At 43.1% G+C, this 25,971-nt stretch carries 28 protein-coding genes and 1 riboswitch; of the genes, 26 read left to right on the top strand and 2 right to left on the bottom strand.

What is annotated here, in order from left to right; genetic code table 11:
• Window positions 1-45: 45 nt before the first annotated feature.
• Complete coding sequence (locus LCL96_RS19915; protein ID WP_224944648.1) at window positions 46-672, bottom strand: YczE/YyaS/YitT family protein; 627 nt, start codon at window positions 670-672, stop codon at window positions 46-48.
• Window positions 673-1,139: 467 nt separating this feature from the next.
• A complete protein-coding gene (locus LCL96_RS19910) occupies window positions 1,140-1,277 on the bottom strand; it encodes a YuzL family protein (protein WP_079532050.1) in 138 nt (45 codons plus the stop codon).
• A gap of 418 nt (window positions 1,278-1,695) precedes the next feature.
• Between LCL96_RS19910 and LCL96_RS19905 the strand changes: the two genes are divergently transcribed.
• The 26 genes from LCL96_RS19905 to LCL96_RS19780 all read left to right on the top strand — a co-directional run bounded on the left by LCL96_RS19905 (window position 1,696) and on the right by LCL96_RS19780 (window position 25,946).
• Window positions 1,696-4,080: a 3-hydroxyacyl-CoA dehydrogenase/enoyl-CoA hydratase family protein gene (locus tag LCL96_RS19905; protein WP_224944645.1), complete on the top strand. Its 2,385-nt coding sequence runs from the start codon at window positions 1,696-1,698 to the stop codon at window positions 4,078-4,080.
• Between the two features lie 37 nt (window positions 4,081-4,117).
• Complete coding sequence (locus LCL96_RS19900; protein WP_224944643.1) at window positions 4,118-5,296, top strand: acetyl-CoA C-acetyltransferase; 1,179 nt, start codon at window positions 4,118-4,120, stop codon at window positions 5,294-5,296.
• Window positions 5,297-5,370: 74 nt separating this feature from the next.
• Window positions 5,371-7,155, top strand: coding sequence for an acyl-CoA dehydrogenase family protein (locus tag LCL96_RS19895; protein WP_224944636.1), 1,785 nt, complete (start codon window positions 5,371-5,373; stop codon window positions 7,153-7,155).
• Window positions 7,156-7,275: 120 nt separating this feature from the next.
• Window positions 7,276-8,055 (top strand): SDR family NAD(P)-dependent oxidoreductase, encoded by a 780-nt coding sequence (locus LCL96_RS19890; protein ID WP_224944634.1) that lies wholly within the window; start codon window positions 7,276-7,278, stop codon window positions 8,053-8,055.
• A gap of 32 nt (window positions 8,056-8,087) precedes the next feature.
• Window positions 8,088-8,390, top strand: coding sequence for an ArsR/SmtB family transcription factor (locus tag LCL96_RS19885; RefSeq protein WP_224944632.1), 303 nt, complete (start codon window positions 8,088-8,090; stop codon window positions 8,388-8,390).
• 111 nt (window positions 8,391-8,501) lie between these two features.
• Complete coding sequence (locus LCL96_RS19880; RefSeq protein WP_224945064.1) at window positions 8,502-8,858, top strand: arsenate reductase family protein; 357 nt, start codon at window positions 8,502-8,504, stop codon at window positions 8,856-8,858.
• Between the two features lie 129 nt (window positions 8,859-8,987).
• A complete protein-coding gene (gcvH, locus tag LCL96_RS19875) occupies window positions 8,988-9,371 on the top strand; it encodes a glycine cleavage system protein GcvH (RefSeq protein ID WP_201714209.1) in 384 nt (127 codons plus the stop codon).
• Window positions 9,372-9,464: 93 nt separating this feature from the next.
• A complete protein-coding gene (locus LCL96_RS19870) occupies window positions 9,465-9,701 on the top strand; it encodes a YusG family protein (protein ID WP_224944630.1) in 237 nt (78 codons plus the stop codon).
• A gap of 182 nt (window positions 9,702-9,883) precedes the next feature.
• Complete coding sequence (locus tag LCL96_RS19865) at window positions 9,884-10,240, top strand: toprim domain-containing protein (protein ID WP_224945063.1); 357 nt, start codon at window positions 9,884-9,886, stop codon at window positions 10,238-10,240.
• A 5-nt stretch (window positions 10,241-10,245) separates the two neighbouring features.
• Window positions 10,246-10,554, top strand: a complete 309-nt coding sequence (locus LCL96_RS19860; RefSeq protein WP_224945062.1) for a thioredoxin family protein — start codon at window positions 10,246-10,248, stop codon at window positions 10,552-10,554.
• A gap of 277 nt (window positions 10,555-10,831) precedes the next feature.
• Complete coding sequence (locus tag LCL96_RS19855) at window positions 10,832-11,182, top strand: SCP2 sterol-binding domain-containing protein (RefSeq protein WP_224944628.1); 351 nt, start codon at window positions 10,832-10,834, stop codon at window positions 11,180-11,182.
• A 105-nt stretch (window positions 11,183-11,287) separates the two neighbouring features.
• Window positions 11,288-11,394: riboswitch (SAM riboswitch) on the top strand.
• Window positions 11,395-11,550: 156 nt separating this feature from the next.
• Window positions 11,551-12,573 carry a methionine ABC transporter ATP-binding protein gene (locus LCL96_RS19850; protein WP_224944624.1) on the top strand — a complete coding sequence of 341 codons (1,023 nt, stop codon included), beginning with the start codon at window positions 11,551-11,553 and terminating at the stop codon, window positions 12,571-12,573.
• Entirely contained in the window at window positions 12,570-13,238 is a 669-nt protein-coding gene (locus tag LCL96_RS19845) for a methionine ABC transporter permease (RefSeq protein ID WP_224944621.1), read from the top strand. Before LCL96_RS19850 ends, LCL96_RS19845 begins: the two co-directional genes overlap by 4 nt.
• Before the next feature lie 14 nt (window positions 13,239-13,252).
• Complete coding sequence (locus LCL96_RS19840; RefSeq protein ID WP_224944619.1) at window positions 13,253-14,077, top strand: MetQ/NlpA family ABC transporter substrate-binding protein; 825 nt, start codon at window positions 13,253-13,255, stop codon at window positions 14,075-14,077.
• A 131-nt stretch (window positions 14,078-14,208) separates the two neighbouring features.
• Window positions 14,209-14,574 (top strand): carboxymuconolactone decarboxylase family protein, encoded by a 366-nt coding sequence (locus tag LCL96_RS19835; protein WP_079532028.1) that lies wholly within the window; start codon window positions 14,209-14,211, stop codon window positions 14,572-14,574.
• A 305-nt stretch (window positions 14,575-14,879) separates the two neighbouring features.
• Window positions 14,880-15,026, top strand: a complete 147-nt coding sequence (locus tag LCL96_RS19830) for a hypothetical protein (RefSeq protein ID WP_224944615.1) — start codon at window positions 14,880-14,882, stop codon at window positions 15,024-15,026.
• A 311-nt stretch (window positions 15,027-15,337) separates the two neighbouring features.
• Complete coding sequence (gene sufC, locus LCL96_RS19825; protein WP_034763664.1) at window positions 15,338-16,123, top strand: Fe-S cluster assembly ATPase SufC; 786 nt, start codon at window positions 15,338-15,340, stop codon at window positions 16,121-16,123.
• A gap of 17 nt (window positions 16,124-16,140) precedes the next feature.
• Window positions 16,141-17,451 carry a Fe-S cluster assembly protein SufD gene (sufD, locus tag LCL96_RS19820; protein WP_224944613.1) on the top strand — a complete coding sequence of 437 codons (1,311 nt, stop codon included), beginning with the start codon at window positions 16,141-16,143 and terminating at the stop codon, window positions 17,449-17,451.
• Window positions 17,451-18,680: a cysteine desulfurase gene (locus LCL96_RS19815; RefSeq protein ID WP_224944610.1), complete on the top strand. Its 1,230-nt coding sequence runs from the start codon at window positions 17,451-17,453 to the stop codon at window positions 18,678-18,680. The genes sufD and LCL96_RS19815 overlap by 1 nt, the downstream gene beginning before the upstream one ends.
• Window positions 18,670-19,110, top strand: coding sequence for a Fe-S cluster assembly sulfur transfer protein SufU (gene sufU / locus LCL96_RS19810; protein ID WP_224944608.1), 441 nt, complete (start codon window positions 18,670-18,672; stop codon window positions 19,108-19,110). The genes LCL96_RS19815 and sufU overlap by 11 nt, the downstream gene beginning before the upstream one ends.
• 39 nt (window positions 19,111-19,149) lie before the next feature.
• Complete coding sequence (gene sufB / locus LCL96_RS19805) at window positions 19,150-20,547, top strand: Fe-S cluster assembly protein SufB (protein WP_224944605.1); 1,398 nt, start codon at window positions 19,150-19,152, stop codon at window positions 20,545-20,547.
• A 454-nt stretch (window positions 20,548-21,001) separates the two neighbouring features.
• Window positions 21,002-21,844, top strand: coding sequence for a DUF72 domain-containing protein (locus LCL96_RS19800; RefSeq protein WP_224944603.1), 843 nt, complete (start codon window positions 21,002-21,004; stop codon window positions 21,842-21,844).
• Window positions 21,845-21,864: 20 nt separating this feature from the next.
• Complete coding sequence (locus LCL96_RS19795) at window positions 21,865-22,689, top strand: sulfite exporter TauE/SafE family protein (RefSeq protein WP_224944599.1); 825 nt, start codon at window positions 21,865-21,867, stop codon at window positions 22,687-22,689.
• A gap of 27 nt (window positions 22,690-22,716) precedes the next feature.
• Entirely contained in the window at window positions 22,717-24,069 is a 1,353-nt protein-coding gene (locus LCL96_RS19790) for a bifunctional metallophosphatase/5'-nucleotidase (RefSeq protein WP_224944595.1), read from the top strand.
• 56 nt (window positions 24,070-24,125) lie between these two features.
• Window positions 24,126-24,428: a YunC family protein gene (locus tag LCL96_RS19785; protein ID WP_224944593.1), complete on the top strand. Its 303-nt coding sequence runs from the start codon at window positions 24,126-24,128 to the stop codon at window positions 24,426-24,428.
• Window positions 24,429-24,833: 405 nt separating this feature from the next.
• Entirely contained in the window at window positions 24,834-25,946 is a 1,113-nt protein-coding gene (locus LCL96_RS19780; RefSeq protein ID WP_224944591.1) for an HD-GYP domain-containing protein, read from the top strand.
• The last annotated feature ends 25 nt before the right edge of the window (window positions 25,947-25,971 follow it).

The raw sequence follows: 25,971 nt of genomic DNA, 5'->3' as shown, positions 1-25,971 counted from the left end.
AATTAAAAAAAGCAATCTTCCTTTGAGGTAGATTGCTTTTTTAGATCAGTCAGCAGAAACGGCTGCTTTCCCGATTGATTTTTTTTGAAAGAGTTGTTCGAATATAGGGAATGTGTATTGAACGACGAATCCCAATGTGAGCGTCACAATAATTGTACCGATCCCGATATCCCCTTTAAATAGGAATGCAAGAGAAAGGGCAAACCCTTCACTGATGATCCGGGAATTACGAAGGTTTAACCCGAATCGTGTATGGATCGCCACCATCAGTGTATCCATCGGACTTGCAGGAAACTTCGCCTGCAGATAAATAGCAATTCCAAGCCCCATAGTTAAAATCCCCGAAACAAGTGCAAACATTTGATTGATCAACATTTCTGGGGCATAGTTGTTAAAGACAACCAGTAACCAAAAATCGATTAACATTCCAATGAGAAGTATTGATCCAGCTGCTAATACATCCGGCTTTTTCTTCATAATAAGGGCGTTCAGGCCAATCAAAACAATCCCGTTAATAAAGACGGCAGTCCCCACTGTGATTCCGAACATATTCGATTCACCGACCGCCAGGGCATCCCATGCTGAGGCACCAAGGCCGGACTTTATAATAAGGGCAACCCCCATCGTTAAAATGAAAAGCCCAATTGTAAAGTATAGTAATCTTTGCTTCATCCACATAATCTCCTTATCTGTAAACGTTATCATTCAAATACTAAAAAAACAGACGAGCCACTTTAGTTGTTAGTTGTGTTTTAAAGTAGGAGGTCTGACGTCTTCAAATTGATAATAATAGTTTACTTCAAAACGATCGGGAAGGCAAAGTTAATTTTTGTATGGGGAGGAGGTAGTATTGAGGTTGTTCAGTTCGGAGGATGTGAAGGGGCTAGTGGTGATGATTATTGAGATGATTGTATTTATTTTGGGAGGGACGTTTGAGAAATTTGTCGAACGGTCGATATATTGAAAATAAGGTCGATAAAATGAAAGAACGGTTGATAAATCCAAATGAGAGTCGATAAATTCCAATAAAGGTCGATAAAACAAAATAACGGTTCATAAACTCCGCCAGCCCCATGCCCCTATAACAAATAACAAACAGCACCCGATCATACCCCATCAGGTGCCGTTTCCCAACTATCCTATGGTTGCTTCTTAAATTGATTGTTTTGACTGTTTCGTTTGCCGCCGCCGTCCATCTCAACCGTAGGACCGGCGTCCCCCTTCACACTCGCTGCACTAACCCCAGCCTTAGAAGGATTCTTCTTCTGCTTCGCCATCACAAACACCTCCATCCCTAACATTCCCGGATCTCCAATGAAATATGAGGGACGGACCTCCAAATCTTATCGTAATTGATGGGTAAATCGTTTGAAAACCCCTCTATAATAGGCTTTTTAGTAATGGAAATGGTCTTCTACCTAAGGTCCGTCCCTCTAATATCCTCATATATTATAGGAGACAATGGTTTTTTCTTGTCTTCGTCACGGGGGTGTGGATGTTTGAATAGGCTGGATTAGACGAATGCCCACAATGGTGTGGTGGACTATAGTGAATTTTTTGTAAATTTAACGTTTAAATATTGCGATATTTTAGAATATCCGATATATTAGATGTAACAGGAACTCATTCGAGTCTTTTTTTTAAGTGAAAAATGAATGAGTATTCATTCAAAGTGTGTATAAGGGGGAAATACCATTGGTTCGTAGAATTCAGAAAGCCGCAGTGTTAGGATCAGGAGTCATGGGTTCAGGAATAGCCGCTCATCTTGCAAATATCGGCATCCCGACAATGTTATTAGATATCGTACCTAGAGAATTGACCGACGAACATAAAGCAAAAGGACTGACAGAAGAGAGCAGGGCGTTTCGTAATCAATTTAGTGAAAACGCTTTAAAAAAGCTCTTTAAACAAAAACCGGCGCCACTTACATCGAAACAGAATGCTTCTCTTATTACGGCAGGGAACTTCGAAGATGATCTTCAGCATATCGGTGATTGTGACTGGGTGATCGAGGTAGTCGTAGAGAACCTGGACATTAAGAAGAAAGTGTTCGAGCAAGTGGAGCGTTACCGTAAACCGGGAAGCATCATCAGTTCGAATACATCAGGGATTTCAATCGAGGCCATGTCAGAAGGAAGAAGCGATGACTTCCAGAAGAATTTCTTAGGAACACATTTCTTCAACCCGCCAAGATACTTGAAACTTCTTGAAGTGATTCCGACAAAGAAGACGGATCCGGAAGTCGTAAGCTTTATGAAAACATTCGGTGAAGATGTCCTCGGTAAAGGTGTTGTCATGGCGAAGGATACGCCAAACTTCATCGCCAACCGAATCGGAACATATGGATTATTGGTCACGGTGCAGGAAATGTTGAAAGGCGGATACTCTGTCGGAGAAGTCGATTCCATTACAGGACCGGTGATCGGAAGACCGAAAAGTGCCACGTTCCGTACACTTGATGTTGTAGGACTGGATACTTTCGCTCATGTTGCCAAAAATGTGTACGACCAAGTCGATGGCGAAGAGCAGAAGGTATTCGAAGTACCGGCCTTCATGCAGAAAATGCTTGAAAATGGCTGGCTTGGAAGTAAGAGCGGACAGGGATTCTTCTTGAAAAAAGGAAAAGAAATCCTGGAACTCAATCCTGAAACGATGGATTATCAGCCACGTCAAAAGCTGAAAACCGCTTCACTTGAAATGGCGAAAAACGAAAAAGGCTTAAAAAATAAATTGAAATCACTTGTCTACGCAAAAGACCAGGCGGGTAGCCTCCTTTGGAATATCGTGTCTCCGGTCTTACTCTATTCAGCACAGCTCCATGGTGAGATCGCTGATGACATCGTAGGCATCGATCAGGCCATGAAGTGGGGCTTCGGTTGGGAAATGGGACCATTCGAAACGTGGGATGCGATAGGTGTTGAAAAATCGGTTACCCGCATGAAGGAAGAAGGTCTCACAGTACCGCAGTGGGTGGAAACGATGCTTTCAGAAGGTCACGCCACTTTCTATAAAGAAGAAAATGGTGAGCGTTACTTCTATCACAATGGAGACTATCAGCTTGTAGAACGGAATCCGAAGGCACTTGACTTAAAGGCACTGAAGAACGCCGGAAAGCTGATTAAAAAGAACTCCGGAGCAAGCCTGATTGACATCGGGGACGGAATCGCCCTTCTTGAATTCCATTCTCCAAATAACGCAATTGGAATGGATATCACGCAAATGATCAATTTTGCCGTTGATGAAGTAGAGAAGAACTATAAAGGACTCGTCATCGGAAATCAGGGCAAGAACTTCTGTGTTGGAGCGAATCTTGCAATGATCCTCATGGAAGCACAAGATGATAACGTCTTTGAAATCGATATGGTCGTACGTCACTTCCAGCAGGCGATGATGAAGATCAAATATTCATCTAAACCGGTTGTTGCGGCACCATTCGGGATGACATTAGGCGGAGGAAGCGAAGTCTGCTTACCGGCTGCCCACATCCAGGCGTCCATGGAAACGTACATGGGCTTAGTCGAAGTCGGAGTTGGATTGATCCCTGGTGGAGGCGGAAACAAAGAGCTTTATATGAAACACTTAGCCAATCTGCCGAATGGAGTGGAATTCGATCTTCAGAAGGTAGCCAATAAAGTATTTGAAACGATTGCCATGGCAAAGGTATCAACGTCTGGTGATGAAGCAAGGGACAATAACTTCCTAAATAAAGCAGATGGAGTTAGCGTAAACAATGATCATCTGTTATTTGATGCAAAGCAAGCTGCTTTAAGCCTGTACGAAGCCGGCTACTCAGCACCGATCCGTAAAAAAGTTCCAGTTGTAGGTGAAACAGGGTATGCGACTCTGCTATTGGGAGCTCAGTCCATGTTCCAATCAGGCTTCATTTCAGAACATGATCTGATGATCGCGAAGAAGCTAGCATTCGTAATCGCAGGTGGTAAAGTACCATACGGCACGGAAGTAGACGAACAATACCTCTTGGATCTTGAAAGAGAAGCGTTCCTTAGCCTTGTGGCTCAGCCGAAATCTCAGCAGCGTATGCAGCACATGCTTGTAAAAGGAAAACCATTACGCAACTAATTAGCGTTTATATCATATGAGAAAGCGGGGGAATATCATGCGCGAAGCAGTCATTGTTGCTGGTGCAAGAACACCAGTCGGAAAATCTCGAAAAGGTTCACTGGCTCAGGTAAGACCAGATGATCTTGGAGCACTTGTAGTAAAAGAAACCCTCAAGCGGGCAGGGAATTATGAAGGCAACATCGATGATTTGATCATCGGGTGTGCGATGCCGGAAGCAGAACAGGGGTTGAATATGGCTCGGAATATAGGTGGCCTTGCAGGTCTGCCTGATTCTGTTCCGGCGATCACCATCAATCGGTACTGTTCATCTGGATTACAATCCATTGCTTATGCCGCAGAGAAAATCATGCTCGGTCACTCAGATACGGCCATCGCAGGTGGAGCAGAATCCATGAGCCTTGTTCCTATGATGGGACACGTGGTCCGTCCGAACGCGAAGCTTGCTGAAAATGCTCCTCAATATTACATGAGCATGGGGCACACAGCTGAGCAGGTGGCAACGAAGTTCGGTGTTTCCCGTGAAGACCAGGATGCCTTTGCAGTGAGAAGTCATCAAAAAGCAGCCAAGGCCATCGCTGAAGGGAAATTCGATGATGAAATCGTACCGGTCGATGTTCTCCGTCGTTCAGTGAACGGCGAAAATAAGCTGGTAGAAAAAGCTTTCCAATTTTCAAAAGATGAAGGTGTCCGGGCAGAAACCAGCTCAGAGGTTCTGGCGAAATTACGTCCTGCGTTTAACGTAAAAGGTTCTGTAACAGCGGGTAACTCATCCCAAACAAGTGACGGTGCGGCAGCGGTCATGGTGATGGATCGCGAAAAGGCAGGTTCATTAGGACTTCAGCCAATGGCTAAATTTAGAAGTTTCGCAGTTGCAGGAGTACCACCGGAAATCATGGGGATCGGCCCGGTTGAAGCAATTCCACGGGCACTGAAGATGGCTGGACTTGAACTATCGGATATCGGGTTGTTTGAACTGAACGAGGCCTTTGCTTCTCAATCCATCCAGGTCATCCGTCAGCTCGGATTAGATGAAGAAAAAGTAAACGTAAACGGTGGCGCCATCGCTCTCGGTCATCCTCTAGGCTGTACCGGCGCGAAGCTAACCCTTTCACTTGTACATGAAATGAAACGCAGAAACCAGCAATTCGGTATCGTCACCATGTGCATCGGAGGCGGAATGGGAGCAGCCGGCGTATTTGAATTAATAGGTTAATAGAGGAGGGACGGACCTCTCACTACGAGGCCTTCCCAACTCCTTCAAAATAAACAATTTTAGGGGGATTCGAAATGGCGAATCAAACAGAAAAGCTAATCAAAGGCGGAAGTTTTTTAATTGAAGATGTAAGCTTTGAGCAAGTGTTCACTCCGGAAGATTATTCCGATGAGCAGAAGATGATCGCGAAAACGACGGAAGATTATGTTCTGAATGAAGTTGTGCCTGTTATTGACAACTTGGAAAATCATGAGTTCGATCATTCTGTACGCCTTTTAAAAGAAGCTGGAGATCTTGGCCTTCTTGGAGCGGATGTACCTGAAGAGTATGGCGGATTGGGACTTGATAAAGTAAGCTCGGCTTTGATTGCTGAAAAAATGTCACGTGCGGGCGGATTCTCGATCTCTCACGGTGCACATGTTGGTATCGGCTCTCTTCCAATCGTTTTATTCGGTAACGAAGAACAGAAGCAGAAGTATCTTCCTGCATTGGCGACCGGTGAAAAATTAGCGGCTTACGCATTGACAGAGCCAGGCTCAGGGTCTGATGCCCTTGGTGCAAAGACGACAGCTAAACTGAACGCAGAAGGTACCCACTACATTTTAAATGGGGAAAAACAGTGGATCACAAACTCTGCATTTGCCGATGTATTCGTGGTTTATGCGAAGATTGATGGAGAGCATTTCTCAGCCTTCATCGTTGAAAAAGAGTATCCTGGTGTGTCAACAGGCCCTGAAGAAAAGAAAATGGGAATCAAGAGTTCATCGACTCGTACACTAATCCTTGAGGATGCGGAAATCCCGGTTGAAAACCTTCTTGGTGACGCCGGTAAAGGTCATATCATTGCCTTCAACATCTTAAACATCGGACGCTACAAATTAGGGGTGGGGGCTGTTGGAGCAAGTAAGCGTGCTTTAGAAGTGACGGCTCAATACACCAATCAACGTCAGCAGTTCAAAACACCAATTTCAAGCTTCAACTTAACGAAAGAAAAGCTTGCAACGATGGCGTCTAAATTATATGCAGCGGAAAGCTCCGTTTACCGTACAGTTGGATTGTTTGAGGATCGTATGAGTAAGCTTACGGATGAAGAAGTGAAAAACGGCACTGAAGTGGCAAAATCCATTGCGGAATACGCAATCGAGTGTTCATTAAATAAATTCTTTGCTACGGAAGTACTGGATTATGTAGTGGACGAAGGCGTTCAACTTCACGGTGGATACGGCTTCATGCAAGAATATGAAATTGAAAGAATGTACCGTGACTCACGCATCAACCGTATCTTTGAAGGAACGAATGAAATCAACCGCCTTCTGGTACCGGGCACATACCTTCGTAAAGCGATGAAGGGTGAGCTTCCATTACTTCAAAAAGCACAGGCACTTCAAGAAGAATTGATGATGTTAATGCCTGAAGAAGTAGGCGATGAGCCACTTGCACAAGAAAAATACCTTGTGAAAAACGCGAAAAAAATCGGCTTGATGCTGGCTGGATTGGCAGCTCAGAAGTTTGGTAAAGCCCTTGATAAAGAGCAGGAAATCCTGGTGAACATTGCAGATATCGTTTCTAACGCATACGCAATGGAATCCGTAGTCCTGAGAACCGAAAAAGCCATTGAAAAAGGTGGAGTGGAGAAAGCGAAGCAAAAGCTTCTTTACACTCAAATCTTCTGTCAAGAAGCATTCAATGAAATCGAACAACATGCCAAAGAAACACTTGTCGCAACGGAAACAGGTGACACATTACGCATGATGCTTTCAGCACTTCGTAAATTCACCCGCCACACACCGATCAACGTGATCGCAGTGAAGCGTGAAGCATCAGTCAAACTGATCGACGCAGAAAAATATGCACTGTAAGTAAGTCAGGGACGGACCTTCGAAACGGAGGTCCGTCCTTTTTTTATTTGACAACGGCGCTGCATTAAATTATTATATGTTTAAACATTTAAACATATTAAGATAAGGTGGTTAGCATAGATGAATAAAACCGTTTTAATAACAGGTGCTTCCAGCGGCATCGGTCTGAACTTCAGTCATAAGTTTGCACAATCAGGTCATGATGTGATTTTGGTAGCACGAAGTGAAGGGAAACTCCGGACATTATCAGAAGAAATCGAGACGAAATATGCTGTGAAGACGTATGTGTTTACGGCGGACCTTTCAAAGCCTGAAGCTTCAAAAGAATTGTATGAGTCCATTAAGGAGAAGGGGATTCAAGTGGATATCCTCATCAATAATGCCGGATTCGGTTTGTTTGGAGAATTCGAAGAAACGGAGCTATCGAAAGAACTGGATATGATTCAAGTGAATATAACAGCTTTAACAGAGCTATGTAAGTATTTTGGAAAAGAAATGGTGAACCGGAAAGAGGGAAGAATCCTAAATATTGCATCGACGGCCGCTTTTCAGCCGGGACCGCTGATGGCAGTTTATTATGCAACGAAAGCCTATGTCCTGTCCTTATCAGAAGCACTCGCCAACGAGTGGGCACCACACGGGGTGAGGGTGGCGGCTTTATGTCCTGGTGCCACTGAGACGGGATTCAGTGATGCAGCAGAACTTCAGTCCTCCAAGCTCTTTCAATCAGGCGTAATGAACGTGGAAGATGTGGTGGAGGAAGGGTATAAGCAAATGATGACCAATAATAAAACCGTGATCGTCCCAGGGGTGAAAAATCGAATGCTCACCAAGTCCATCCGATTCTTACCGCGTAAAATGGTCACTAATATTGTTCGAAAGGTACAAGAACGGGTATAATTGATAGTGAATGAGTTTGAAGGGAGAAGACTATGGGTCAAAAAGCAATTGATACATTTCGTGCTTGTATACCATTATTTCAAGCACTGAGTGATCCTTATCGTCAGGACATAATATTACTTCTTGCCGAACAAGAACCTCTTACGGTCAATCAGATAACTGAAAATCTGACCTTATCCCGTCCTGCAGTGTCTCATCATTTGAAAATCTTGCGGGACCAGCAATTAGTATCATTAGAACAGAAAGGAACGCAGCGATTCTATTCTCTTGAATTGGACAATGCAACCGTGCTCCTCAAAGAATTGGTCGAAACCGTAGAAACACAATGCGGGTAAAGTTTCCGAAAAGAAGGATACGAACGGATATTGTCGAATGTAAGAAATAGATTCGCGTAACTTGGACGGGGATATTCCCCGTCTCAGATTAAATGGAAAGGTGGTGGAATGATGTCGTTGACTTTTTATTCTTATCCGAAATGCGGTACATGCCGCAAAGCGAAAAAATGGCTCGAAGATCAAGGAATCGCCATGAATGAAATACATATTGTAGAGAACCCGCCGTCTAAGGAAGAACTTAAGAGCCTCTTCCAAAAGAGCGGATTCCCTCTCAAAAAATTCTTTAACACAAGTGGAAAAAAGTATCGTGAATTGGGCTTGAAAGATAAAGTGAATTCAGCCTCTGATGATGAACTGCTAGAAATTCTTTCCTCAGACGGTATGCTGATCAAGCGTCCGATCACAACGGATGGAAACAAGGTGACAGTAGGCTTTAAAGAAGAAACTTTCGAAGATACCTGGAAGTAAATCGGGGTCCGGTACCTACCAAATAATAGATAATGAAAAAGTTTCATGATTCATACTTGGTTTTCTTGCTTTTTCAATGAAAAGTGTGTCAATATTAGGTTGTATAACTAGCATTTGGAGGGATAGAGAATGAGTACACCGAAAGAACTTCGTTATTCAGAAGAACACGAGTGGGTCAAGGTTGAAGGGGAAAATGTACGCGTGGGAATCACATCATTTGCACAATCCGAACTGGGCGATATCGTATTCGTCGAGTTACCTGAGGTTGGCGATGAAATCAAAGCAAACGAGCCATTCGGCAGTGTTGAATCGGTTAAGACCGTTTCTGAGCTATATGCCCCTGTATCAGGTAAGGTGGTAGAAGTGAATGAAGAGCTGTCGGACAGCCCTGAGTTCGTAAACGAATCACCTTATGAAAAGGCATGGATGGTCGTTGTTGAACCTTCAGATGCTGGAGAAGTAGACAAGCTAATGACGGCTGAACAGTATGATGAAATGATCAATGAAGGATAATATCTGCCAGGGCACCTTGAGGATTTCTCAAGGTGTTTTGTTTTTCTTTTTGGGCACCATAGGAGTACGCGTATAAAGAAAGGATGAATACTCATGGTGCTTGAACCAAGGAAATTAGATGTAACAAACAGAGTCACCGGCAGGCTGAATAATGGTGAGGTTGAATTATTCCTGGATAATCAGCGAATCGGCAAAATGGCCTTGCCTCTTGATGGGATCACTATGGAACCGAACTTTGAAGCAAGGGAAAATAAAATTTATCAAAGCTACACATCCACAGAAGGGCATGAAGCAAGGTACACGGATTGTGATGAAGGTGGATGGTGTTAAATGTATTTAGTGCCAGATCCGTTTAAGGATCTGGCACTGTTTCCATAATCGGTTACTGCAGGCAAACCTCTTGCACTATTTTTTATAAACATGAGAAAATATAAGTAGAAAGTGGACATCATATCTTGTTATCTGAATATACTATCCTAATCTTATTTCTGAAAGATAAGGTGATGATCATGATGGAACTTGACGAAAAAGTAATCATCGTTGAAGGGACAACCGATAAACGAAAAGTAAAAGACATTATTAAAGAACCGATTGAAATTATCTGCACAAATGGAACGATCAGCATCACAAAGATGGACGAACTGATCGACGAGTTGTTTGAAAGGGATGTATATATCCTGGTTGATGCTGATGATGCTGGGGAAAAATTACGTAAACAATTCAAGCGTGAATTTCCAGAAGCCGAACACCTATACATTGACCGGATGTATAAAGAAGTGGCTGCAGCGCCTGAATATCATCTTGCCTCTGTTTTGATCGGAGCAAACATTGATGTGCATAAAGAATATCTAGGAAAAAGGATGATCTAGTTTTGATGGAGGTAAGCAGTACCGAAGCATTAAACCAAGCAATCGATGAACACACGTTAGAAGCCGTTTACCTTTATACACCAATGTGTGGTACATGCCAGGTGGCTGGAAGAATGATGGATGTGGTGGAGAAACTTCCTCAATCCTATCATTTTGTGAAAGCCAATTTAAACTATTTACCCGAATTTGCAGAGAAGCAATCCATTGAGAGTGTACCCTGCCTGCTCCTCTTAAAGGATGGTGTGGAACAGGAAAGGATCTATGCCTTTCAATCCGTTCCGTTTTTATATGAAACCCTCGTTAAGAACGCTTAGAGGGGATTAGAGACCTTTTATTTGAAGAGGTCTTTTTGTTTTTTTAGGGCATTTTATTTAATAAAATACAAGTATAATGCGATTTTCTTTCTACAATCGCAGACATATTTCTCGGGAAATGGTTCGAATCCCCTCATTTTTTGACCTTCCATCATCCAAATTCTTACTGTTCGACAAATTAGATGAATCCTCCCAAAACATGTCGAGAATGCTTAAAAGGGAATCTCTTACTGAAGTGGAATTGTAAGTATATAGAAGTTTTACTGGGAGGGTATTCATGCGAATATATTTAGAGAAATTAGTAGATCAGTGTCACTCCAGGTATCACTTACGTCTCTTGTTCCCGGACAGCCCATTTATTCTTCAGTTTCAATGTGGAGAGCGCACCTACGGAATTTCCATTTCAAACAGTGATTGTGATGTATTAGATCATGGATTGACAGATTCACATTTTATCATCAAAGGTGAAGAGGCGGATATGGTCTCTCTCCTTTCAGGCGAAGAACGATTATCCCAAATGATTGAAAAAGGCGTTTTGGAAGTCAGAGGTGGATACCGGCCATTATTATTTACAGAGTCCGTCCTATGGCTTACAAGGTCAAGAGGGAAAGAACCGGTTCGAGTATAATAAAAAAAAGAATTGACACCTTTCTATATCCGATGATAGAATCTCTCTTGTAGCAAATTTTCAGAGTCTTTAACCATTTGATAAATTAAATAATTCGATACTTTACTCTTATTAAGAGAGGTGGAGGGACGTGCCCTATGAAGCCCGGCAACCGTCAATGAAAATTGAAATGGTGCCAATTCACTCAAAGCATATGCTTTGAAAGATGAGAGAAAGGATAGTCCTATATATGATTATGCCTTTCTGCTTATCGCAGGAAGGCATTTTTTATTTTCTATAAATGAAATAGATAGGAATGGCCTTCAGGATAGTGCAAATATTATTCTGATTAAAAAGATGGTTCTACTCAGAAAGAAGGTGGATACAACATGATTACCATTTCAGATGTAAAGAAAGTATATCAATCCAAAAATGGACCGATCGCCGCTGTCGATGGCGTCAATATCGAAATTGCTCAAGGCGAAATTTTTGGGGTGATTGGCTATAGTGGGGCAGGTAAAAGTACATTGATTCGGATGCTGAATGGACTTGAGGTTCCGACAGAGGGGATCGTCGATGTAAACGGACAGATTGTTTCAAAGGTGAAGGGAAAAAAACTGCGCGAGTCAAGGCAGTCAATTGGAATGATCTTTCAACACTTTAATCTGCTCTGGTCACGTACCGTTTTACAAAATATTATGTTCCCTTTGGAAATTGCGGGAGTCTCCAAGAAGGAAAGAATCCAAAGAGCCAATGAATTATTGGAATTGGTCGGATTGGAAGGAAGAGGGGACGCCTATCCAGCCCAATTGAGCGGGGGACAGAAACAAAGGGTTGGGATAGCAAGGTCTCTTGCAAATAATCCAAATGTTCTTTTGTGTGATGAAGCAACTTCTGCTTTAGATCCTCAAACAACGGATTCCATCCTTGATTTACTGGTGGACATCAACAAGCGTTTGGGGCTCACGATCGTCTTGATCACACATGAAATGCATGTGATTCAAAAGATTTGTCATCGTGTTGCGGTCATGGAACAAGGAAGGGTTGTAGAGCTTGGTGACGTTCTGGAAGTGTTCCGGAATCCACAAGAGCAGGTGACAAAGCGATTTGTGAAAGAAGTGTCCCAGGTCGAGGAAACCGGAGAAACGTTGGAACACCTTTTAGCCCAGTATCCAAATGGGAAAGTGCTTAAATTTACATTCGTGGGTGAAGCGACTGAGCAGCCGCTCATCACCAGCTTGATCAGAAAATTCGATCTTGAAGTCAATATCCTCCAAGGACAAATTTCCCAAACACAAAAAGGGGCTTATGGAACACTATTCGTCCATTTGGATGGAGAAGAACGGACCATCCAGGAAGCGGTTCTATTTGCTGAAGAGCAGCTGGTTAAGGTGGAGGTGTTACCAGGATGATGGAAAATCTATTTCCGAATGTGGATTGGGAGAAGATGTGGGAAGCCACTCTTGAAACTCTTTATATGACAGGGATGTCGGTGTTGATTACATTTGTACTGGGAATGATTCTTGGGATATTGCTGTTTCTTACATCCAAGGAGAATTTGTGGGAGAACAAACTCACTTATACCATTACCAGCGCAGTGGTGAACGTATTCCGTTCCATCCCGTTCATAATCCTGATTGTATTGTTAATTCCTTTCACTAAATTTTTACTGGATACCATCCGGGGAGCGAACGCGGCTCTTCCTGCACTGATCATCGGTGCAGCCCCATTCTATGCCCGAATGGTCGAGATCGCTTTGAGAGAAGTAAACAAAGGAGTTATCGAGGCAGCGAAAGCGATGGGCGCCAAAACGAGCACGATTATCTGGAAAGTATTGATTCCTGAATCACTTCCAGCTTTGATATCGGGAATAACGGTAACGGCCATCGCCCTCGTAGGATATACAGCAATGGCAGGGGTCATCGGAGCAGGTGGTTTAGGGAACCTTGCTTATCTTGATGGATTCCAGCGAAGCAGGGAAGATGTAACACTGGCAGCAACGATCATGATTTTACTTGTCGTATTTGCCATTCAACTAATAGGTGATTTCTTTACAAATAAATTAGATAAAAGATAAAGGAGAGAAAGTTCATGAAAAAATGGGTAGCAGGAGTTATAGCAGCAACAAGTATCTTTGGTTTAGCAGCATGCGGGAATGATTCAGGGTCCGGAAGCGGTGATGAAAAGGAATTAGTAGTAGGGGCATCAAATGTACCACATGCAGAAATCCTTGAACAGGTGAAGCCTATCTTGGAGGAAAAGGGTATCGATCTGCAAATTGAAACGTATCAGGATTATATCCTGCCAAATAAAGATCTTGATAATGGGGACCTGGATGCGAACTATTTCCAAACCACCCCGTATATGGATTTGCAAATGAAGGAAAATGACTATGACTTTGTCAACGCGGGTGGAATTCATATTGAGCCTATCGGTGTGTACTCTAAAAAGTACAAATCACTTGAGGATCTTCCAGAAGGTGCGACGATCTTAATGAGTAACTCCGTGTCCGACCATGGACGCATCCTTACTTTATTGGAGAAAAAAGGACTGATCACACTCAAGGATGGTGTGGAGAATACACAGGCTCAACTGGAAGACATCAAAGAAAACCCGAGAAACCTGAAATTCGATTATGAGTACGAAGCAGCTCTTCTTCCGCAAATGTATGAAAACGAAGAAGGGGACGCAGTTGTCATCAACTCGAACTATGCCATCGATGCAGGCTTGAAGCCTCTGGAAGACTCGATCGCCATTGAAGATAGTAACTCCCCTTATGTAAACGTGATTGCTGTAAACAAAGGGGATGAAAAGAAAGAGGAAGTAAAAGAGCTGGTGAAAGCATTACGCTCGAAAGAAATCCAGGATTTCATCAAGGAAGAATGGGATGGAGCGGTTGTACCGGTAACTGAATAAACGAAAGAAACCCGATTCGAATAATAGAATCGGGTTTTTTATATTCTCTTCCTATAATTATTAACATAATCGTTTCGCTGTTGGCTCATACTATTTTCGATGAATCTATTTTTGAAATGGAGTTGGATGAATTGCAGATGGAACCGAGAAACACAACAGAAGCGGCCCTTCATGATTATAAAATGGGACTTGGCATTTTCACTGAAAAAATGCCGGAACTTGCAGAACAGTATAATACATTCACCGAGCATTGCTTCAGAGAAGGGGTTCTTTCCAAGAAAGAGAAGCAGCTGATCGCACTGGGAATCAGCTTGTATTCCCAGGATGAATACTGCATCATCTACCATACGAAAGGATGCCTTGATCAAGGATGCAGTGAAGAGGAAATCCTCGAGGCCATCGGCGTAACGGCAGCATTCGGCGGCGGAGCGGTCATGAGTCAGGCTGTCACATTAGTGCAGCAGTCGATCCAAGACTTGAATCAGTTAAAGCAATAACCAATCGAGAAGGAGAAATCCTTCTCCTTTTTTATGGAGAATAAATTAATAAATATACATATATATTAATAAAATCACATTGGTGTACTATTATTTGGCAGTATAATGGCGGAATTTTGTGAAAACTTAAGAGTAGCCCCCGGGAATCTTGCTGAAGGGAAAATTTCAGAAAAAATGGTGGAATACCGGTTTTGTCTTGTGAACGAGGGGGTAGTATAGTTGTAAAGTAATTAAAAACCCGAAAGGAATGATTCACTATCGACTCTCTTGAGAGTATCTCGTACACAAGTGAAATGGAGAAAGCAATGCATGGAGCCCATGGGATTGGTTATGAGGTGTACAAACGAAAGCATGATGTCAGAATGCAAGTAGAGCAGAAAAGAGAGCAGGAATACAAGCAAAGCCGAAGAATGATTGCAGCACTTGATCGAAAGGTGCACGCTAACATATAATAAGGAAGAAAAAAGGAAACCAGTGTAGACGATGCACTGGTTTTTTTATGCATTCCCAATGAGCTAATGTGTTGGGCCGAATGATCAAAGGTCACCAACCCAGTGGAAAAATGCAGAAGTGATACGCTACATTTTTCCACTCATTTAGGACAACAATAGATAGGGATTCTATTGTTCGGTTAACATGAACTGACAGCTTGAAAAAGTTGATTATAGCTTTTATTTGTTATAAGATTGTAATGAGAATAAATTGAGAATGATTAAAGAATTGTATTCTTAAATTCATTATAAAGTCACGGAGGTAATTACACATGGCAGGTTCTACTTTAACAATCAAAGATCTTCATGTTGAGATTGAAGGAAAGGAAATCCTTAAAGGGGTTAACCTTGAAATTAAAGGTGGAGAAATCCACGCAGTAATGGGACCGAACGGTACAGGTAAATCAACTTTATCTTCTGCTATCATGGGTCACCCAAAGTATGAAGTGACAAAGGGTAGCATCACGTTTGACGGTGAAGATGTCCTTGAAATGGAAGTCGATGAGCGCGCTCGCGTAGGTCTATTCCTTGCAATGCAATACCCAAGTGAAATCAGCGGTGTAACAAATGCTGACTTCTTACGTTCAGCAATCAACAGCCGTCGTGAAGAAGGCGAAGAAATTTCACTTATGAAATTCATCCGCAAAATGGATTCTGAAATGGAATACCTTGAGATGGACCCGGATATGGCTCAACGTTACCTGAACGAAGGATTCTCAGGTGGAGAGAAGAAACGTAATGAAATCCTACAATTAATGATGATCGAACCAAAGATCGCCATTCTTGATGAAATCGATTCAGGTCTTGATATCGATGCCCTTAAAGTGGTTTCAAAAGGGATCAACAAAATGCGTGGGGAAGATTTCGGTTGCCTGATCATCACTCACTATCAGCGTCTACTTAACTACATCACTCCTGATCATGTCCACGTTATGATGCAAGGACGTATTGTGAAATCAGGCGGAGAAGAATTAGCTCAACGCCTTGAAGCAGAAGGATATGACTGGATTAAAGAAGAGTTAGGAATTAAAGACGAAACTGTTGGCCAAGAAGCGTAAGTGTTAGGGGGATGAAAATGACTGTAGAAACGAAACTACCAGTAGAACAGGACTATGTCAGCTCCTACTCAAAACAACTTGGAGAGCCGGAATGGTTAACAAACCTTCGTACAGATGCCTTTAATAAAGTAAAGGATCTTAGCCTTCCAGTTGCAGATAAAACGAAAATCACCAATTGGAATTTTACACAATTCCAAAAGCACACAGTGGAAAGTGATACGTTCTCATCTTTGAGTGAGTTGCCAGAAGAAGCAAAAGCATTAGTTGATGTAGATAATACAGACCAAAGTCTTTATATTCAACGAAACAACACACCTGCTTTTCTTTCTCTTTCGAATGAATTAAAGGAAAAAGGTGTTATTTTCACGGATATTTTAACAGCTGTGAAAGACCACAGTGAACTTGTACAGAAGTACTTCATGACTGAAGGCGTGAAAACGGATGAGCATAAGCTTACTGCTCTTCATGCTGCGCTTATGAATGGAGGAGCCTTCCTCTACATTCCGAAAAACGTTGAATTAACTCAACCGATTCAAGCCGTATATGTTCATGACAATGCAGAAGTGGCTATGTTCAATCACGTATTGGTTGTTGCTGAAGAAAACAGCTCCGTCACATATGTTGAAAACTATATCTCTACAACTGATGTAGAAGATGGTGTCTACAACATTGTTACGGAAGTATTGGCAAATAATAACGCGAAAGTCGCATACGGTGCAGTGGATAACTTGTCAAGCGGATTGACGACGTACGTAAACCGTCGTGGAGTAGCTGCGAGGGATGCACGCATTGAGTGGGCTCTAGGGTTGATGAATGATGGTGACACGGTTTCTGAAAACGTGACAAACCTTGTGGGCGATGGCTCATATGGTGATACGAAAACCGTCGTTGTTGGACGTGGAAAACAAAAACAAAACTTCACAACGAAGGTTGTTCACTTCGGTAAAAACTCTGAAGGATACATTTTGAAGCACGGAGTCATGAAGGACGAATCGTCTTCTATCTTCAACGGTATCGGTAAGATTGAACACGGTGCGTCCAAGTCGAATGCCGAGCAGGAGTCACGCGTGTTGATGCTTAGCGAAAAAGCACGTGGAGATGCCAACCCAATCCTTCTGATTGATGAAGATGATGTAACGGCTGGTCACGCTGCTTCTGTAGGTCGTGTAGATCCATTGCAGCTTTACTATCTAATGAGCCGTGGAATTCCACAAAAAGAAGCTGAACGCCTTGTCATCCATGGATTCTTGGCTCCAGTGGTAAAACAATTACCAATTGAAGGAGTTAAGAAACAGCTTGTTGAGGTTATCGAAAGGAAAGTAAACTAATGGATGTAAAAGAGATTCGTAAACAATTTCCGATTCTCGACCAGGAAGTAAATGGGCATCCACTGGTTTATCTTGATAGTGCCGCAACTTCTCAAAAACCGATTTCCGTTATTGAAGCGATGAATGATTATTATCGCGGATACAACTCGAACGTTCACCGTGGTGTTCATACCCTTGGGACGAGAGCAACGGACGGTTATGAAGGGGCACGTGAGAAGGTACGCAATTTCATTAATGCGTCTTCTACGCAAGAAGTCATCTTCACTCGTGGAACGACAACCGCAATCAATACGGTTGCCGCAAGCTACGGACGTGCCAACCTTTCAGAGGGTGATGAAATTGTGATTACGCATATGGAACATCACAGCAACATCATTCCCTGGCAGCAGCTGGCGAAAGAAACCGGAGCGACGTTAAAATATGTTCCTCTTCAGGAAGATGGAACGATTGCCATTGAGGACGTAAAAGAGACGGTTACACCTCAAACGAAAATCGTTTCCATCATGATGGTTTCAAACGTACTTGGTACAATGAATCCAATCAAGGAAATCACCAGGATTGCTCATGAAAATGGAGCCGTCATGGTTGTGGACGGAGCACAGGCTGCTCCGCATATGAAAGTCGACGTACAAGATCTTGACTGTGATTTCTTTGCCTTTTCTGGTCATAAGATGGTAGGTCCTACTGGGATCGGAGTACTTTATGGCAAGAAGAAGCATTTGAATAAAATGGAGCCGGTGGAATTTGGTGGAGAGATGATCGATTTTGTCGGACTTCAGGAATCCACATGGAAAGAACTTCCTTGGAAGTTTGAGGGAGGCACACCGATCATCGCAGGTGCCATCGGACTTGGTGCTGCCATCGACTTCCTTGAGCAAGTCGGCCTTCACAATATTGAAGAACATGAGCATAAGCTTGCGGCTTACGCTTTGAATAAGATGAATGAAGTAGAAGGCATGACGATCTATGGACCAAATGATCCGGGTCAGCGTGCGGGACTTGTGACGTTCAACATTGATGATGTTCATCCACATGATGTGGCAACCGTCCTTGATGCTGAGGGGATCGCCGTACGTGCAGGGCATCACTGTGCACAGCCGCTGATGAAGTGGTTGAACGTTTCCGCAACAGCACGTGCCAGCTTCTATCTTTACAATACAGAAGAAGATATTGATAAACTGGTTGCCGGCCTGGTGAAGACAAAGGAGTTTTTCAGTGATGTCTTTTAATAATTTAGATCAGTTATATCGACAAGTCATCATGGATCATTATAAAAATCCACGCAATAAAGGTTCGTTAGAAGATGGTAGCTTTACCATCGATATGAATAACCCGACGTGTGGAGACCGTATTCACCTAACGTTGAAGGTTGAAGATGGTGTTGTTCAGGATGCGAAGTTTGATGGAGAAGGATGTTCGATCTCCATGGCTTCTGCATCGATGATGACACAGGCGGTCAAAGGGAAAGAGATTGAAGAAGCACTCAAGCTTTCCAAGATCTTCTCTGACATGATGCAAGGCAACGAGTATGATGACGATGTGGATTTAGGAGATATTGAAGCATTACAAGGAGTCGCGAAATTTCCTGCCCGTATCAAATGTGCGACATTGGCATGGAAAGCGATGGAAAAAGGAGTGTCAGAGGAAGAGCAGGAATAATGCTCTCCTTCGGCCCTACCAAAGAATGGAGGAATCAACATGGCTAAGAAAGCGCCTGAGATCGGGGATTATAAATATGGATTCAGCGACAAAGACGTCTCGATTTTCCGTTCGAAACGTGGCTTGACGCGTGAAATCGTAGAAGAAATCTCCCGCATGAAAGAAGAACCTCAATGGATGCTTGATTTCCGTTTGAAATCACTTGAGCATTTTTATAATATGTCAATGCCTCAATGGGGCGGGGACATGCAGGAATTGAATTTTGATGAAATCACTTACTACGTGAAGCCTTCTGAAAAGTCAGAGCGCAGCTGGGATGAAGTACCTGAAGAAATCAAGCAAACGTTTGATAAATTAGGGATTCCGGAAGCTGAGCAAAAGTATCTTGCAGGAGTCTCTGCACAGTATGAATCAGAGGTTGTATACCACAACATGCAAGAAGACCTTGAAGAGATGGGGATCGTATTTAAAGATACGGATTCTGCTCTTAAAGAAAATGAAGACCTATTCCGCGAGCACTGGGCGAAGGTTATCCCTCCAACGGATAATAAATTCGCTGCCCTAAACTCAGCAGTATGGTCTGGTGGGTCATTCATCTATGTTCCTAAAGGAGTAAAGGTGGATACACCACTTCAGGCTTACTTCCGTATCAACTCTGAAAACATGGGTCAGTTTGAGCGTACGTTGATCATCGTCGACGAAGGCGCAAGCGTACACTATGTAGAGGGTTGTACAGCACCGGTTTACACAACGAACTCACTTCACTCTGCAGTCGTTGAAATCATCATCAAGAAGGATGCTTACTGCCGTTATACAACGATCCAAAACTGGGCGAACAACGTGTTCAACCTGGTGACGAAGCGTGCCGTATGTGAAGCGAACGCCACAATGGAATGGGTGGATGGAAACATCGGTTCGAAATTAACGATGAAATATCCGGCTGTCATCCTGAAAGGCGAAGGCGCCCGTGGTATGACACTATCCATTGCACTTGCAGGTAAAGGTCAGCACCAGGATGCTGGAGCGAAAATGATTCATCTGGCACCTAACACTTCTTCTACAATCGTTTCGAAATCCATCTCCAAGCATGGTGGTAAAGTAACGTACCGTGGAATTGTGCACTTTGGCCGAAAAGCGGAAGGCGCACGCTCAAACATCGAGTGTGACACGCTGATCATGGATAATCAATCGACTTCTGATACGATTCCTTACAATGAAATTCTGAACGATAATATCTCGTTAGAACACGAAGCGAAGGTATCAAAAGTATCGGAAGAACAATTATTCTATCTGATGAGCCGCGGTATTTCCGAGGAAGAAGCAACAGAAATGATCGTAATGGGCTTCATCGAGCCCTTCACGAAAGAACTTCCGATGGAATATGCAGTTGAAATGAACCGCCTAATCAAGTTCGAGATGGAAGGTTCAATCGGATAATATATAATCAAACTCCCTTGATGTTGATCAGGGGAGTTTTTTCTTTTTCTTAAGAAAAATCACTGAAGAAGAGAGCATCGGTGCATGGAATGGTTATCTAAGGAAAATTCGACACGGAGGATTCATTATTTTAAAGAAGGGATCAATAAATTGCAAACAGGATTAATAAATCAAATTTGCGGGGGAATCATTTTTAACTCGGATTTAATAATATTCCATTTTGGATCAATTCTATTTGAGAAGGTGTTCTTAGTGGCCAAAACTGCCTTCAAGACCCCATTAATAGAGAAACCACGCTCTACTTCGAACTACGCCAATTAAGACTTGACTCCCTTCAATTCTATGATCAACCTGTGGAAATCAACCATGATTTTCCCTAACCAATCCAAACATAAGAATTTCCATTTCCCTTATGATAAAATGGACATGTTCATAATAAAGAAGGTGAATGCGGATGATATACATAGGAGTTACAGGTTGGGGAGACCATGATACCCTTTATCAAAATATCTCTCCACGTGATAAGTTAAAAGAATATGGAGCCCATTTTCCGATCGTTGAAGTGGACACGACTTTTTATGCCGTTCAGCCGATTCGCAATGCTGAAAAATGGGTGAAAGAGACACCGGAAAATTTTAAATTTATTGTGAAGGCCTATCAGGGGATGACAGGACATCAGAGGGGAGAAATCCCATTTGAAACAAAGGAAGGTATGTTCGATGCTTTCAAGGATTCCCTTGCACCGTACGTAAATGCAAATAAATTAGCCATGGTGCTCCTTCAATTTCCGCCTTGGTATGATTGTAATAGGGAGCATGTCGACTATATACGGTATTGCAAGGAACAATTAAAGGGATATTCTTTGGCACTTGAATTCCGACACCAAAGCTGGTTTAGGCCGGAGTTCCGGGAAAAGACGTTAACCTTCATGAGAAATGAAGGATGGATCCACAGTATCTGCGATGAACCTCAGGCCGGTGAGGGATCGGTCCCTAGGGTGCTGGAGTCCACTCATAAAGATGCCACTCTCATTCGTTTCCACGGCAGGAATCTGTACGGATGGAGTAAACCGAATGGGAAAGATTGGCGGGAGGTCCGTTATTTATACCGCTACAATCGTGCCGAGCTTGAAGAATGGATTCCTCATATACATCAATTGCATGAAAGCACGAAAGATCTTTATATACTATTTAACAATAATTCCGGTGGGGACGCGGCGGATAATGCGAAAGAACTCATTGAATTATTGGGGCTTGAATACGAAGGGCTTGCCCCGAAGCAACTTGACCTTTTTTAATGACAGGAGATGAAAGATAGATGGAATGGATGGTTCTTCTATCAATTGGACTTTTGGCAGGAGCAATAGGGTCCCTCGTCGGACTCGGCGGAGGTGTGATCGTTGTACCTGCCCTGCTTTATTTCGGTACATATACAAGCTTGATAGATGGGATGAACCCTCAAACGGCAGTGGGAACGTCATTAGTCATAATGATATTCACTGGTTTATCATCCACTCTTGCCTATTTGAAGCACAAAACAGTGGATTATAAAAGCGGTTTGATTTTCTTTGCGGGGAGCGGTCCCGGCTCCATCTTGGGAGCATGGGTGAATAAAGGGCTGAATATGGAAAGCTTCAACCTTTATTTCGGATTCTTTATGATATTGATCGCCGTCATCCTGATGGTTCGAAACAAATTGAAGCCCATTGAAAAATTCAGGAATGCTTCCTTCCAGAGGGAGTTCACTGATCCAAGTGGAGAAACCTTCCGTTACGGGTATCCTCCCGTATTAGGGGCGGCCATTGCATTTGTTGTCGGATTTACATCCGGATTATTCGGAATCGGAGGCGGCTCATTGATGGTCCCTGCCATGATTCTGATCTTCTTATTTCCACCCCATGTAGCCGTGGCAACGTCCATGTTTATGATTTTTCTGTCGGCCATGGTGAGTTCAGGCACACATGTCCTGCTTGGGAACGTAAAATGGCTATACGCAATGGCCCTCATTCCAGGGGCCTGGATTGGGGCGAAGCTCGGGGCTTATATCAATACGAAGCTCGAATCAAAAGTATTGGTGAGCGTATTGAGGATTATATTGATTTTAATTGGAATTCGATTGATTTATCAAGGGATGACAGGATAACATACCTCCTATAGGAGTGAACGATTTATGAGAGAAACCATTCATATTTATCATACGAACGATCTTCACAGTCACTTTGAACACTGGCCGAGAATCAGGGATTTTTTAAAACAGAGAAAAAAGAAGCATGAAAATGACGGGGAGTCGGTGTATTTATTTGATATCGGTGATCATGTGGACCGCTGGCATCCATTGACTGAAGCGACGTTAGGAAAAGAGAATGTAGAGTTATTAAATGAAGCCGGGTTCGATGCCGTTACGATAGGAAACAATGAAGGAATCACCTTGGATTATGATGATTTGAATCGTCTTTATGAAGATGCCGGATTCGATGTGATTGTAGGAAATCTGTTGGATCGATCATCCAAGCGCCCGAAATGGCTGGAAACTCACCGGATTTATCAGACCGGCAGTGGGATGAAGGTCGGCGTCATTGGATTAACGGCCTATTTCAAGCCTTTTTATCAAGCGCTCGGATGGAACATCACTTCCCCCATGGAAGAACTCGAAAAATTGGTTCGCGAACTTCATCCCGCAGTTGATATGATCATTCTTCTTTCCCATTTAGGAATCCGGGATGATGAAATGATAGGGGAACGATTCCCTGAAATAGACGTCATCCTCGGTGCTCATACCCACCATGTATTACCACATGGTAAAGAGGTGAAGGACACCATGTTGGGGGCCGCTGGGAAATATGGTCACTATGTCGGCCATATGATGATCGAAGTGGATACAGTCACCATGCAAGTACTTGAAAAAAAGGCCGAATTATATGAGCAGCATGAACTTCCGGCTGTTAAAGGAGAGGTCGAGGAAATAGGTCAATGGATCAGCAAGGGGGAGGAATTATTGAAGCAGGATATAGCCCTGCTGAAAGCCTCTTTACCTGTTGACTGGTTTCAGCCATCTATTCTTCCTGATATGCTGTGTAATGCTCTTGTTGAGTGGTGTGGTGCTGATTGCGGCTTCCTGAATGCAGGTTTACTCATAGATGGTCTTCATGAAGGGGCGGTGACGAGGCAGGATTTGCATCGTATCCTCCCGCACCCCATCAATCCTTGCATGATCCGGATGAAAGGGGCGGAACTGAAAGAAATCATTAAACAGACGCTTAATGAGGACTGGCCACAACTGGAAGTGAAAGGTCTTGGATTTAGGGGGAAAGTGATGGGGAGGTTTACGTATTCGAATATTGATTTCAGAAACCATGAAATCTGGATTGGGAATTCTCCAATCGAACCTTCGAAACAATACAAACTTGCCCTTCCGGATATGTTCACTTTCGGACACTTTTTTCCTGACCTTCAAAGGCTTGAGAAGAAGTACTTTATGCCGGAGTTTTTACGGGATGTCTTGGAGTGGAAATTAAAACAGTAATCAGCCTCACCGTTTTCTCGCTCATGACATACATATGAGTGAAGGGGGCGATGAACATGATGCATGTATCTCCAATCACCATTGGGGGACATACCTTTACTGCGATTTCTGTTGAACTTCCGAAAACAAATCTCCTCGTTGTGACGAGTGAAAAAGGATATATCATGTGTGGGGCACTTGATGTCGCGCTGCTGAATGAGAAGTTAAAGGACAGGGGGATCATAGCGGGAAGAGCGGTCGGTGTAAAGACCATTGATCAGCTTCTCGATGCTCCTTTGGAGTCCATTACGTATGAAGCAGCAAACCTCGGTATCCATACAGGGATGGCAGGCAGGGATGCGCTGTTAAAGATGATATAAATAATGATGACGGCCAGGGCTCTTTATAGAGTATCTGGTCTTTGTTTTTGGGAGGCAGAGAGGATTCATGGGGCAAATAGGCTTTAAGGACTGGTTCCGCGATTTGTAAATCGTAGCCTTACTAACTCTACATGCCGTTAAAATAAGGAATTGCGTCATTTTAAGATTTATTGCGTCAAAATCAAACGTCATTGCGTCATTATTTTTTTTATTGCGTCTAAATCAACCATAATCGCGTCATTTAACAAAAAAAGGAAAACTCATTTACTCCCAGCACCCCTCTTTCCATCTATATTCTTTCACGAATAATTAACGAAATACACCTTGCAAGATCAATTTTATCCTTTATAATGGAGATACTAGGAAATTTTGTCGAAAAATGAAAGAATTACATAGGAGAATTCTATGAGGCTTATATCAACTCGGGCTTTAAAACCCGGCATGGTTCTAGCTACAACGGTATATAATATGAGAGGTCAAGCGCTGATTCATGATAATGTTCCCATCACAGAACGCATGATTTACAGGCTGCAGGAGCTCAGTATTCAGTATGTCTACATTGAAGACTCCCTCTCCAGTGGAATCTATGTGAAGGGGACCGTTTCGAGTAAAGTGAGACAACAGGCGGTCAATAATATCGAGAGAGCCTTTAATCAATTGAGCGCAACGGGTGGCTCGCCAAGTGTACTCATGATTGAAGATAGTGCCAAACAACTAAAGCAGGTCATTGATGTCGTCTTGTCTGAAGTAAAGGCGAATCACGATCTCCTCACGATTTTGACGGATGTTTTTACGTACGACTCCTATATTTTTCATCATTCATTCAATGTAACGTTATATACGCTTTCGATCGGTCTCGAACTCAAGCTTTCACCGAAGCAGCTTGAGCAGCTCGGAGTGGGGGCGATTCTTCATGATATCGGTAAGATGCTGGTACCGGAAGAGATCCTCTTGAAGCCGGGGAAATTGACGGAAGACGAGTTCAGTGCAATCAAGAAGCACTCTGAGCACGGCTTTGACATCCTGAGGCAGCTTCATTCTGTGTCGTTGATCATTGCTCATTGTGCCTATCAGCATCACGAAAGGCTCGATGGATCAGGTTATCCACGCGGGATCAAGGGTGAAGATATTCATCCATTCGCTAAAATCATCGCTGTGGCGGATGTGTTTGACGCGATGACCTCCAATCGGGTATATAGGAAAGCGATGCTTCCTCATCAGGCTCTGGAAGTCTTGTATGCCGGATCAGGGTCCCTGTTCGATCCACAAGTGATTGAAGCCTTCCGATCTTCGGTGGCGATCTATCCAAATGGAATGATTGTAGAATTGAATGATGGCCGGAAAGGAATTGTCACGGATCAAAACAAAGGAGTGACGGACCGACCTGTGCTCAGGATCATCGAAGAAGATGGACAGGAGTTGCATTCCCCTTATCCTGTAGATTTAAGCAAGGCATTAGACAAGGTGATAACAGGATTTGACCCGGATTATGAGCCTCAATCTCTTAAAGTTAAATAAATTTTTGCGTTAAACCCCTCTTACA

This window comes from Rossellomorea aquimaris (assembly GCF_020172085.1).
GTDB lineage: Bacteria > Bacillota > Bacilli > Bacillales > Bacillaceae_B > Rossellomorea > Rossellomorea aquimaris_E.
This window is presented reverse-complemented; position numbering and strand designations above follow the sequence as displayed.